The 11,910-nt window shown below is 67.1% G+C and carries 9 protein-coding genes; 7 read left to right on the top strand and 2 right to left on the bottom strand.

What is annotated here, in order from left to right; genetic code table 11:
- Positions 1 to 180: 180 nt before the first annotated feature.
- The 3 genes from LCI23_RS09770 (at position 181) to LCI23_RS09760 (ending at position 3,154) form a co-directional block, all read left to right on the top strand.
- Positions 181 to 1,284, top strand: a complete 1,104-nt coding sequence (locus tag LCI23_RS09770) for a LysM peptidoglycan-binding domain-containing protein (RefSeq protein WP_224946267.1) — start codon at positions 181 to 183, stop codon at positions 1,282 to 1,284.
- A gap of 12 nt (positions 1,285 to 1,296) precedes the next feature.
- Entirely contained in the window at positions 1,297 to 2,436 is a 1,140-nt protein-coding gene (gene dprA / locus LCI23_RS09765) for a DNA-processing protein DprA (protein WP_224946266.1), read from the top strand.
- Between the two features lie 259 nt (positions 2,437 to 2,695).
- Positions 2,696 to 3,154: a DUF494 family protein gene (locus LCI23_RS09760; protein WP_224946265.1), complete on the top strand. Its 459-nt coding sequence runs from the start codon at positions 2,696 to 2,698 to the stop codon at positions 3,152 to 3,154.
- A gap of 66 nt (positions 3,155 to 3,220) precedes the next feature.
- Here the strand turns inward: LCI23_RS09760 and LCI23_RS09755 are convergent, their stop codons facing one another.
- A complete protein-coding gene (locus tag LCI23_RS09755) occupies positions 3,221 to 4,774 on the bottom strand; it encodes a dienelactone hydrolase family protein (RefSeq protein WP_224946264.1) in 1,554 nt (517 codons plus the stop codon).
- A gap of 283 nt (positions 4,775 to 5,057) precedes the next feature.
- Between LCI23_RS09755 and LCI23_RS09750 the strand changes: the two genes are divergently transcribed.
- The 4 genes from LCI23_RS09750 (at position 5,058) to LCI23_RS09735 (ending at position 10,683) form a co-directional block, all read left to right on the top strand.
- A complete protein-coding gene (locus LCI23_RS09750; RefSeq protein WP_224946263.1) occupies positions 5,058 to 7,739 on the top strand; it encodes a DNA topoisomerase III in 2,682 nt (893 codons plus the stop codon).
- A gap of 241 nt (positions 7,740 to 7,980) precedes the next feature.
- The gene (locus LCI23_RS09745; RefSeq protein ID WP_224946262.1) at positions 7,981 to 9,693 is read left to right on the top strand and encodes a methyl-accepting chemotaxis protein; all 1,713 of its coding nucleotides are present in this window, start codon (positions 7,981 to 7,983) and stop codon (positions 9,691 to 9,693) included.
- Positions 9,694 to 9,817: 124 nt separating this feature from the next.
- The gene (locus LCI23_RS09740; protein WP_224946261.1) at positions 9,818 to 10,135 is read left to right on the top strand and encodes a Dabb family protein; all 318 of its coding nucleotides are present in this window, start codon (positions 9,818 to 9,820) and stop codon (positions 10,133 to 10,135) included.
- A complete protein-coding gene (locus LCI23_RS09735) occupies positions 10,132 to 10,683 on the top strand; it encodes a hypothetical protein (protein WP_224946260.1) in 552 nt (183 codons plus the stop codon). The genes LCI23_RS09740 and LCI23_RS09735 overlap by 4 nt, the downstream gene beginning before the upstream one ends.
- Here the strand turns inward: LCI23_RS09735 and LCI23_RS09730 are convergent.
- The gene (locus tag LCI23_RS09730) at positions 10,634 to 11,863 is read right to left on the bottom strand and encodes a serine hydrolase (protein ID WP_224946259.1); all 1,230 of its coding nucleotides are present in this window, start codon (positions 11,861 to 11,863) and stop codon (positions 10,634 to 10,636) included. The two genes, LCI23_RS09735 and LCI23_RS09730, sit on opposite strands and share 50 nt — an antisense overlap.
- Positions 11,864 to 11,910: the final 47 nt, after the last annotated feature.

Below are 11,910 nucleotides of genomic sequence, written 5' to 3'. Positions count from 1 at the left end.
TGCTAGTTCAGGGATTTATGTGCAGAATTTGATTCAGTACGGCAACCTTTAGCACGCAAACTTTATCGATCACAGTGGAGCGCCGCGCTGCATTTCAGCGGGACGATCAGCGCCAAGGCGTGCGCCGCCAGCCATCCGGTGTCAAAGCCGCAATCCACGGACACATGACGGACGTAAGCAATGAAAAATTTTAGCACAGTCGTGACCCGCGCTGCTGCCACGGCGCTGGCCGCGCTTGCCGTGGCTAGTCCGGTCCAGGCTGTTACGCCGGCAAGTGCATGCAGCTTCCGCCCGAACGCTCCCGACCAGCACCTGGTCGTCAAGGGCGATACCCTGTGGGACATCTCCGGCACCTTCCTGCAGAATCCCTGGTGCTGGCCCCAGGTATGGGGCATGAACCGCGACGAGATCCGCAACCCGCACTGGATCTACCCGGGCCAAATCATTTATTTCGACCGCGCGCGCGGACGCCTGTCGCTGAGCCGTCCGGGCAGCGACGGGACAGGGCAGCCGCCGCTGCTGAAGCTGTCGCCGCAGGTGCGCACCGAGCCGCTCGAACGCGATGCCGTGCAGTCGATCCGGGCCGGCAGCATCGAACCCTACCTGACCCAGCCGCTGCTGGTGGAAGCCGGCGCCCTGGCCAGTGCGCCGCGCATCGTGGCGTCGCAGGAAGGCCGGGTGTACCTGGGCACGGGCGACCGCGTCTACGTCAAGGGCGCGCTGGGCGGTGGCCGGACCTTCCAGGTGTTCCGTCCCAGCGGTCCGCTGAAGGATCCGCAGACCGGCAAGGTGCTGGCGCACGAAGCGGCCTACCTCGGCAGCGTCACGCTCGACCGCGAAGCCGCGCCGGGCGTGGATGCGCACAGCTTCCGGGTCGCCGAGACGCGCCAGGAAATGGGCGTGGGCGACCTGCTGCTGCCGATGCCGCCGGCGCCAGTGCGCAACTACATGCCGCATGCGCCGGCGCAGCCGGTCGATGGGCGCGTGATGTCGATCTATGCCGGCGTGACCTATGCCGGCCAGAGCCAGGTCGTCACGGTCAACCGCGGTTCCCTTGACGGACTCGATGTCGGCTCGGTGCTGCAGCTTTATCATCTCGGAAGAACGGTGCCGGACCCGGACAGCAAGGGCGTGCTCGGCATGGGCAGGAAGCAGATCAAGCTGCCCGACGAGCAATATGGCAGCCTGTTCATCTTCCGCGTGTTCAGCAATGTCTCGTATGGTCTGATCATGCAAGTGTCGGCGCCGGTCGAAGTCGGCGACGTGGCCAAATCACCTGAATGAAACCAGCCTAGCGTGCAAGACACGGCCTTCCCTCCCTCCAGCCCCGCGGACCATCAAGCCTTCGCCGACTGGATCAGGCTGGAAGGCACGGAAGGGGTGGGCGTGCGCGGCGCGCGCAAGCTGCTGGCCGCCTTCGGCTCGCCCGCCGCGATCTTCAGGGCCGGCCAGGCGGCCCTTGCTGCCCACGTGCCGGCGGCCCAGGCCGCCGCCCTGTGCGCGCCATCCCCACCCGCGCTCACGGAGCGCATCGCGCGCACGCTGGACTGGCTGGCTGCGCCCGGGCACCACCTGCTCACGCTGGACGACGCCGATTATCCTGCGGCCCTGCGCCACATTCCCGATCCGCCCCTGCTGCTCCATATAAACGGCCAGCGTGAACGCCTGGGCGAACCAATGATCGCCGTGGTCGGCAGCCGCAACGCCAGCGCGCAGGGCAGGGCGAATGCGGAAGGCTTTGCCGAAGCGCTGTCGCACGCCGGCCTGTGCGTGGTGTCCGGCATGGCGCTCGGCATCGATACGGCGGCCCACGAAGGCGCACTGCGCGGTCCCGGTTCGACCATCGCCGTGATCGGCACCGGGGCCGACCGGGTCTACCCGGCGCGCAACCGCGCCCTGGCGCACCGCATTGCCGAGGGAGGCTGCATCGTCAGCGAATACCCGCTCGGCACGCCTCCGGCCGCGGGCAATTTCCCGCGCCGTAACCGCATCATCAGTGGCATGGCGGCCGGCGTGCTGGTGGTCGAGGCGGCGGCACAGTCCGGCTCATTGATCACGGCGCAGATGGCGGCGGAGCAGGGGCGCGAGGTGTTCGCGCTGCCAGGCTCGATCCATTCAGCGCTGGCCAAGGGCTGCCACCAGCTGATCCGCGAAGGGGCGCAGCTGGTCGAGACGGTGGACGAGGTGCTGGCGGCGCTGCGCTGCTCGCCCCTGGCGCGTGCCGCCGCGCCGCCGCCCGCGGCCGGCCATGACCGGCTGCTGGCGGCGCTGGGCCACGATCCGGTCGAACCCGATGCCTTGCTGGGACGGATCGGCGCCGATGCCGGCCGGCTCGCCGGCGAGCTGCTGGCGCTCGAGCTAGCCGGGCTGCTCGAGCGGCTGCCCGACGGGCGCGTGCAGCGGGTGGTCCGTGCCCGCGCTGCCGGTCCTTGCTGAGCAAGGCGCCAATACGGCCTCATGCGGCGCTGCCTGGCCGAAGCATACCTATGCTAGCGTATGCGATGCGCATGGGCAGATGCGAAAAAGAGTATTCTTCCTGAGTTATTTTTGTGAAATGCGCAGTCTCTATTTTGTTAAATCACGGTAAAACTGAATGAACGAATAAGGCCACGAAACAACGTTTTCCATCCCTGGCGCACGGCCGGACGTGTCAGGCTTGTGCCTCGGCGAGCTTAGCTGCTACAGTAGCGTCACTATGTTCGACATCCTGGTCTACCTCTACGAGACGTACTATCGTCCTGACGCCTGCCCCGAGCCGGCGGCCCTGGCACGCAAGCTGTCCGCCGTCGGTTTCGATGACATCGAGATTTCCGAGGCGCTGGACTGGCTGTCCGGGCTGACCGAAGCGGCAGTTTCCGACGCCATCGATGCCTGCACCGGCATCCGCTACTACGTGGATGAGGAGTACATCGAACTGGGCAGGGCCGCGATCGGCTTCATCCAGTTCCTCGAGAGCGCCAAGGTGCTGACCCCCACCCAGCGCGAGATCGTCATCGAACGCGCGCTGGCCTGCGACGAGTCGCCGGTGGCGCTGGGCAAGCTCAAGATCATCGTGCTGATGGTCCTGTGGAGCCAGGGCAAGGAGCCCGATGCGCTGATGTTCGACGACCTGTTCGGCGACGACGACGACCAGGAACCGCGCCTGCTGCACTGAGCACACGAACCACCGACACATCGACGGGGCCGCAAGGCCCCGTTTGCTTTTCCGTGTGGCCCGGCCTCAAGGCGGGATACTGGCATGCGCCTGTACGAACGCGGCCGCCGCAGCATGCTGCGGAGCGAGTTCGAGCACGCGCCGGTAGCTGCGCAAGGCGTCCGCCGTCTGGCCCGACTCCGCCTGCATCTCGGCCAGGCCCTGGTGCAGGAAGGGTTCGTCCGGATACAGGTGGGTGCCGAGACGGAAGATCTCGCGCGCCTGCGCGTAGCGCTCGCGCGCCGCCAGCGCCGAGCCCCAGCCATGGATCTCGTTCGCACCGAGCGTGAAGCCGGCCCCCTGCGCGGCGAACTGCCGGTGCAGGGCAATCGCGTGCTCGAAGCCTTCGCTACCCAGTCGCGCCACGAAGTTCTCGCGCGTCGGCGCGGTCTTGCCGCCATTGCGCCGCACATCGGTGAGGATCATGTGCGGCGGCGCGCCATTCGCGGCCGGGGTATTGTTCATGAACGCCAGGGCGCTGGCGTCGCCCTTGATGTAAGCGTCGAGGAAGCGCAGGGCGTAGCGCGCGGCCCAGCTGTGCGCGAGCGCGATCCCGGCGCGCGTGTAGTCGCCAAAGCTGCCTTCGCGCCCCACGCGCACGCTGTAGGACGAGAAGTCCATGTGTTTCATCGGCAGCATGGTCGTGATATAGACGTCGGACCAGCGCATCTCGTTCAGGAAGGAAAAACGTGTGTCGACCTCGGCGCGGTTCAGTTCTTCGATCGTGGGCGGGCGGCGGCCCACGAACAGCATCGGGATCGCCACCCGCGCCGGCGTCACGTACTTCGCCGCGTCCTTGCCGCCGTCGACCCATTCACGGGTGCCGCGCACCGAGCCGTCCAGGCTGACGATGGCCTTGATGCGGTCGTCCCTGGCCGCGGCCAGCACATTCGCCAGGCCGCCCCAGCTGAAGCCGACCACCGCCACCTGGTTCGTGTCCGCCCCCGGCAGGGTGCGTGCATGGCCGATCAGCCAGGCGATGTCGGCAACCTGCGCCTCGAGGCCTTCCAGGTCATCCGTCATCGAGCGGGTATGGGCGCCCATCGAGGCGGCGGCGAGCACCACGTAGCCATGGCTGGCCAGCAGTTCGCACAGGTCGCTGTTTTCCATGGCGCTGGCGGAAAAGCCTGGCGCATAGATCACGACCGGGAAGCTGCCGCTCGCCGGCCGGGCATCGCGCACCGCCAGCATCGGCCTGGCCAGTTCGCGCAGCAGCGCGGCGCGGCGCTTGCCGGCGAAGCCGTCGATGCGTGCATCGGTCACGCGCTTGATCTCGGCCGCGCTGGTCGTGAAGTCGTCTTCGGTGGGGACGGTCTCCATGTAATTCCGGAAGTTCAGCGGCGTGCCGCCGCGCGCGGCCGGATACCAGACCAGCGCCTGGACCGGGCGGGCACGCTCGCCCGAGACCGGCTCGCCGGTGCGCATGTCCACCCGCGGCTTGTACTGGCGCGTGTGGTCGTACTGCTGCACGATCCTGAGGCCGACGCCATGGCGACCGGGCGGCGTGGAAAAGCTGAACTCGTCGGCGGCCTGCGCCGCCGCGGCCAGGCAATACAGGAATGCGATCAGGAATTGCTTCATCGGGGAGCCGGTAGGGTGAAGGTTGTCCAGTCTAGCGTGCGGACGTCACCGAATTCTCACACATTGTCACGCGCAAGCATGGCCGTGGCGGGGCTGCAGGGCCGCGGCATGCTGGCCCGCGCGCCCGTGCGCACTTGCAGGAGGCGCGAGATCGCGCTTATCATTGGCCGCTCCATCGAGACTGTTACTATTCAGACACTACGGCTTTCACAACCGTCTCGCCCGGGAGCATGTATGATGCGCGGGCAAAAGCCACTTATATATAGAGCACCCGAGAAACACTATGACCAAATCCCTCATCATCGCCGAGAAGCCGTCGGTCGCGAACGACATCGCGAAGACGCTGGGCGGCTTCACCAAGCACGATGAGTACTTCGAATCCGACGAATACATCCTGTCGTCCGCCGTCGGCCACCTGCTCGAGATCACGGTGCCCGAGGAGTACGACGTCAAGCGCGGCAAATGGAGCTTTACGCACCTGCCGGTGATTCCGCCGTACTTCGCGCTGAACCCGATCGCCAAGACCGAGTCGCGCCTCAAGGTGCTGAACAAGCTGATCAAGCGCAAGGACGTCACCACCCTGATCAACGCATGTGACGCGGGCCGCGAAGGAGAACTCATCTTCCGCCTGATCGCCCAGAACGCGAAGGCCAAGCAGCCGGTCAAGCGCCTGTGGCTGCAGTCGATGACGCCGAACGCGATCCGCGACGGCTTCGCCCACCTGCGCAGCGACGAAGAGATGCTGCCGCTGGCCGACGCCGCGCGTTGCCGTTCGGAAGCCGACTGGCTGATCGGCATCAACGGCACCCGCGCCATGACCGCTTTCAACTCGAAAGAGGGCGGGTTCTACCTGACCACCGTAGGCCGGGTGCAGACCCCGACCCTGTCGATCGTGGTCGAGCGCGAAGAAAAGATCAAGAAGTTCGTTCCGCGCGACTACTGGGAAGTGCGCGCCGAGTTCGTGTGCGCCGCCGGCGTCTACGAAGGCCGCTGGCTGGACCAGAACTTCAAGAAGGACGAGACCGATCCGGAAAAGCGCGCCGAGCGCCTGTGGAGCCGCGCGGCCGCCGATTCGATCGTCGCCGCCTGCCGCGGCAAGCAGGGCGTGGTCACCGAGGAATCGAAGCCGACCACCTCGATGGCGCCGGCCCTGTTCGACCTGACTTCGCTGCAGCGCGAGGCCAACGGCCGCTTCGGCTTCTCGGCCAAGAACACGCTCGGCCTGGCCCAGGCGCTGTACGAGAAGCACAAGGTGCTGACCTACCCGCGTACCGATTCTCGCCACCTGCCGGAAGACTACGTCGCCACCGTCAAGAACACGATGGGTGCGCTGGGCGAGATGAACAACTACCACCAGTTCGCCAAGCAGGTGCTGGACAAGGGCTGGGTCAAGCCGAACAAGCGCATCTTCGACAACGCCAAGATCTCGGACCACTTCGCCATCATCCCGACCGGCGTGATCCCGAAGAACCTGAGCGAGCCGGAACAGAAGCTGTACGACCTGGTTACCCGCCGCTTCCTGGCGGTGTTCTTCCCCGCGGCCGAGTTCCTGGTCACGACCCGCTTCACCGAAGTCTCGGGCCACCAGTTCAAGACCGAGGGCAAGGTCATGACCAGCCCCGGCTGGCTGGCCGTATATGGCAAGGACACCACGGGCGACGACAAGGACGGCGCCAACCTGGTGCCGGTGCAAAAAGGGGAAAAGGTCCTGGCCGACAAGGTCACGCCGAACGGCCTGGTGACGAAACCGCCCGCACGCTATTCCGAAGCGACGCTGCTGTCGGCGATGGAAGGCGCGGGCAAGCTGGTCGACTCCGACGAGCTGCGCGACGCCATGGCCGGCAAGGGTTTGGGCACGCCGGCCACGCGCGCGGCCATCATCGAAGGCCTCTTGACCGAAAAATACCTGGTGCGCGAAGGGCGCGAACTGATCCCGACCGCGAAGGCGTCGCAGCTCATGACGCTGCTGCGCGGCCTGGGCGTGAACGAACTGACCGCACCCGAGCTGACCGGCGAGTGGGAATTCAAGCTCTCGCAAATGGAGAAGGGCAAGATCTCGCGCGAGGAATTCATGCGCGAGATCGCGCAGATGACGCAGATTATCGTCAAGCGCGCCAAGGAATACGACAACGAGACGATTCCCGGCGACTATGCGACCTTGAGCACCCCGTGCCCGAACTGCGCCGGCGTGGTCAAGGAAAACTACCGCCGCTTCGCCTGCACCAAGTGCGACTTCTCGATGTCGAAGACACCGGGCAGCCGCCAGTTCGAGATCAACGAGGTCGAGGAACTGCTCGAGAAGCGCACCATCGGCCCGCTGCAGGGCTTCCGCTCGAAGATGGGCCGTCCGTTCGCGGCGATCCTGCGCATCGTGCGCGACGAGGACATCAACAACTTCAAGCTTGAATTCGACTTCGGCCAGGACCAGGACGACGGCGAAGACGGTGAAGGCGTCGATTTCACCGGCCAGACCGCCCTCGGCCCCTGCCCGAAATGCGCTGGCTCCGTGTACGAGATGGGCCTGGCCTACGTGTGCGAGAAGACGGTCGCCAAGCCGAAAGGCTGCGACTTCCGCAGCGGCCGCATCATCCTGCAGCAGGAGATCCTCCCGGAGCAGATGGCCAAGCTCCTCAACGAAGGCAAGACCGACCTGCTGCCGGGCTTTATCTCGCAGCGTACCCGCCGGCCTTTCAAGGCCTTCCTCGTGCGCGGCAAGGATGGCAAGATCAGCTTCGAGTTCGAGGAGCGCAAGGCCAAGCCGGCCGCCAAGGGCAAGGCGCCGGCCGCCGAGGGCGGCGCTGAAGCCGGCGCCGAGGGCACGGCAGCACCAGCCGTGAAGGCGGCCAGGAAAGCACCGGCCAAGAGCGCGGCCAAGCCGGCCGCCAAGCCGGCCGCCAAGGCGGCTGCCAAGACCGCGGCGCGCAAGCCGGCGGCCAAGAAGATCGCATCGGCGGCGAAGAAATAAGCAAACCGCCCCGCCGATCACAGGAACGCGAACCCACGGGTTCGCGTTTTTTTTTGCTCGGGGCGCGTCTGCGTCAGCCATCTTGCATAGCGTCTGTCTCCATTTCCCACCACCACAAGAATTTGCTTTTCATTAATCCGATGTTCCGGTAATAATCGAGCGAATGTTTCAAACCTGAAGTTTCTTTCCTGGTCGCCTGCCTGCAGGCATTACTCCAACAAGACAGACCTGCCTGACATCCATGAAGCTCTCTGACCTGAAAATCGCGACCCGCCTCTATCTCGGCTATGGCATCCTGGTCGGCGTCACCAGTATCGTGGTGGCCCTCGCCTACGGCAATTTCACCGCCCTGGTCGCCGCCAACGAGACCAACCTGCGCGACCATGCGACCCTGGCCGAAATCGACGCGGCCCTGCTGGCGCTGGTGAACATCGAGACCGGCCAGCGAGGCTATGCGCTGACCGGCAAGGAGGCATCGCTGGAACCCTACACCGCCGGCAAGACCGCCTTCCAGCGCCACCTTGCCAGGTCGCTCGAGCTGACCGCCGGCGACGAGGCGCAGCGCGGCCGCCTGCAGCAGCTGGCCCGGCACCAGCGTGACTGGCTGGCGCAGGTGGTCGATCCTGCCATCGCGCTGCGCCGCGGCGCCGGCGATGCCGACCTGGCGGCCGTGGTCGGGGCCGAACACGAAGGCAAGGGCAAGGCCGGCATGGATGCCATGCGGGTCGTGATCGCCCAGCTGAAGGCGGACGAAACGGCGGAGCTGGCCGAGCAGGCGGCGGAAATCGCATCCCTGCAGTCGGCCATGCGCCGCACCCTGGTTGGGGGCGGCCTGGTCGGCGCCATCCTCGCGGTATTCATGGCCTACCAGCTGGGCCGCAACATCAGCGTGCCGCTGCGCCGTGCGGTCCAGCTGGCGCGCAAGGTGGCGCAGGGCGACCTGAGCACCGAGGTCAAGGTGCGTACCAATGACGAGGCGGGCGAGCTGATGGCCGCACTGAAGGACATGAATACCTCGCTGGGGTCGATCGTGGCCCAGGTGCGCGCCGGTACCGGCACCATCGCCAGCGCGGCCGGCGAGATCTCGGCCGGCAACCAGGACCTGTCGAGCCGCACCGAACAGCAGGCCAGCACGCTGGAAGAGACTGCCTCATCGATGGAAGAGCTGACCTCGACCGTCAAGCAGAATGCCGACAATGCGCGCCAGGCCAACCAGCTGGCCGCCAGCGCCGCCGACACCGCCGCGCGCGGCGGCGAAGTGGTGGCCGAGGTGGTGGTGACGATGGGCTCGATCAACGAGGCATCGCGCAAGATCGCCGACATCATCAGCGTCATCGACGGCATCGCCTTCCAGACCAATATCCTGGCCCTGAACGCGGCGGTGGAAGCGGCACGCGCCGGCGAGCAGGGGCGCGGCTTCGCGGTCGTGGCGGGCGAGGTGCGCAACCTGGCGCAGCGCTCGGCCGCGGCGGCGCGCGAAATCAAGGACCTGATCGGCGACTCGGTATCGCGGGTCGAGACCGGCTCGCGCCTGGTGGACCAGGCCGGCCGCACGATGGACGAAGTGGTGTCGAGCGTGAAGCGGGTCTCGGACATCATCGGCGAGATCGCGGCCGCCAGCGACGAGCAGCGCGAAGGCATCGAGCAGGTGAACCACGCGATCGTGCAGATGGACCACGTGACCCAGCAGAACGCGGCCCTGGTCGAGCAGGCCGCGGCGGCGGCGATCGCGATGCGCGAACAGGCGGATGGGCTGGCACAGCTGGTCGACACCTTCCGCCTGGCCGAGGGGGCACCGTCCCAGGCGCCAGTCCAGGCCCTGCCGCGCAAGCCGGCGCGGGCGGCGCTGGCAGGCGGTGGCCAGCCGGCGCGCGTGGCCCGCGCCGGGAGCGCCCGGCGCGCAGCCAAGCCCGCCCAGGCGGCTGCGGTGGCCGAGGCAGACGTGGCCCACTGAGGTCTACCGGGGCCGGCGCTGGCGGGCGCGCCGCGGCGGCGCGTCCGTGTAGCATCGAGGCCGGTTGCCGTGGCGCTGAAACGGCCGCACCACGCGACCAACCCCACGCGAAAGGAGCAGCCCGATGCCACCCAATGCCTTCCTGCGCCACGTGGTGCTGTTCGCATTCAAGCCCGAAGCCGGCCAGGATGCGATCGATACCGTCGTCGCCGATTTCGCCCGGCTGCCCGCCGCGATTGCCGACATTGCCGCCTATGAGTGGGGCACCAACGTCAGCCCGGAAGGCCTGAACGATGGGTTCACCCATTGTTTCACCCTGAGTTTCACCAGCGAGGCCGGACGCGACGCCTACCTGGCGCATCCCGCGCACCAGGACTTCGTCGCCACGCTGGGCGGCTGCCTGGCGCGCTCACTGGTGCTCGACTACTGGACGCGCGCATGAAGCCCGCGCCGCCGCGGCTGGCACTGGCGCTGGCGCTGGCATCGGCATGGTCGCTGCCGGTCATGGCCGGCGAGACGGTGCCGGCCCACCTGACCGGTGTCTGGGGCACGGCCGAATCGCTGGACGCCGGCACCACCGCGCAAGCCGAGCTCTATCTGGAGGCGGACGGTTTCGGCCTGCTGATCGGTTCCTCGCCACCGGGCGTCTTCACGGCGGGTCCGGACAAGGGCAAGCCGGTAGGACGGATCACGATGGGCCTGCCGTTCCGCGCGCGGCTGGAAGAGGGCACGCTGGTGGTCCTGCCTTTCAATCCGGGCAATCCGGACGACACGGGGCCGACGACGCGCTGCCGCTACCAGGCCGTGGACGCGGTCCTGCATTGCACCACGCCCGGCCACGGCACACTGCTCCTGAAGCAGCGCAGCGCGCCGATGGACGCGAACATGGCCGGCATCATCGACGAGATGCGGATCGCGCTGCGCGCCCATGCGGGCAAGGCTAGCGCACTTCGCCCCGCACCTCCCCCAGTGTCTGCCAGACTTCCCTGAACTGGCGCACCAGCTTCGGATCGTCCTCTTCGCCGGGGCCGCTGAATTCCGTGTTCGTGATCAAGAGGCGGCCGGTGCTGCTGGCCGGATCGATGAACATGAAGGCGGTCACGCCCGGATCGCTGCCGGTATGCCCGACCTGGCCATTGCGCCGGATGCGCCAGAATACCCCGCTGTTCGGCTCCCCGGCCGGACTGCCGGCGGGCAGGGCGTCAGGCGCGAACTGCGGGTCGAACAGCAGCGTGAAACCAGCCTTGCTCAGCACCCCCTCGCCACCCTTGTAACCCTTCACCATCGCCATCAGGAAGCGCGTCAGGTCGGCGGCGGACGTGGTCAGGCCGCCATCCGGATAGGTGATCAGCGCATACGGTGGATAGGGCTGGTGGCGGCGGTTGTAGGCCAGGGCCTGGCGTCCGGCATGCGCCGGATCGGCGCGCCAGGAGGTGGCGCGCATCTGCAGCGGTGCGAAGATCGTGCGCCGGGTGAACTCGTCGAAGCGCTCGCCGCTCCTGAGCTCCACCAGGTAGGCCGCCAGGGCGGAGCCGATGTTCGAGTAGTGGTAGGCGCTGCCGGGAGCAGGCTTTGCGAAGTTGCCCGGCTTGTAGTGGCGTCCGCCCACGGCCAGGTAATCCTTCAGAAAGGCGCCCAGGCCGGGGTCGGCGCGGCCCGGTACGGTGAATGTGCGCGCGAATTGCTCCCGCAGCGGACTCGTTTGGCCGGAGCCCGGCAGCACGATATAGGAGTGACCGTATACCTCGTCGTCATCCAGGATGCCTGAGGTGTGCGTCACCAGGTGGCGTACCGTGATGGGCAGGCCGGTATGCGGATGCCGCACCTTGAACGGCAGGATGCTGTCGATCTCGGTGTCCAGGCCGAAGTAGCCGAGTTCGATCGCCTTGACCAGCGCCACCCCGATCACGGTCTTGCTGACCGAGCCGACGTTCTGCACGGTATCCACCGTATACGGGCGCCGGGCCTGCAGGTCGGCGTAGCCAAAGCCGCGCTGGTAGAGCACGTCCTTGTCCGACACCACGGCCACCGCGAAGCCGGGCAGCCTCGAGGCCTGATGCAGGCTGGCCAGGCGGGCATCCAGGGAGGCATGGGTGGCATGGGCAGGCGGCGCCGCCTGGGCGCACAGCGCGGCCATGGAGAGGGAAAGCAGGGCGAACAGTCGTTTCATCGGCAGGATCCTTCGCCGCAAGCGGCCGGAAATGCAAAACCGCGGCC

The sequence above is a fragment of the Massilia sp. MS-15 genome (genome assembly GCF_020176695.1).
GTDB classification, from domain to species: Bacteria; Pseudomonadota; Gammaproteobacteria; order Burkholderiales; family Burkholderiaceae_D; genus Telluria; species Telluria hydrophila.
The sequence above is the reverse complement of the archived record's forward strand: the minus strand, read 5'-3'. Positions and strand labels throughout refer to the sequence as shown.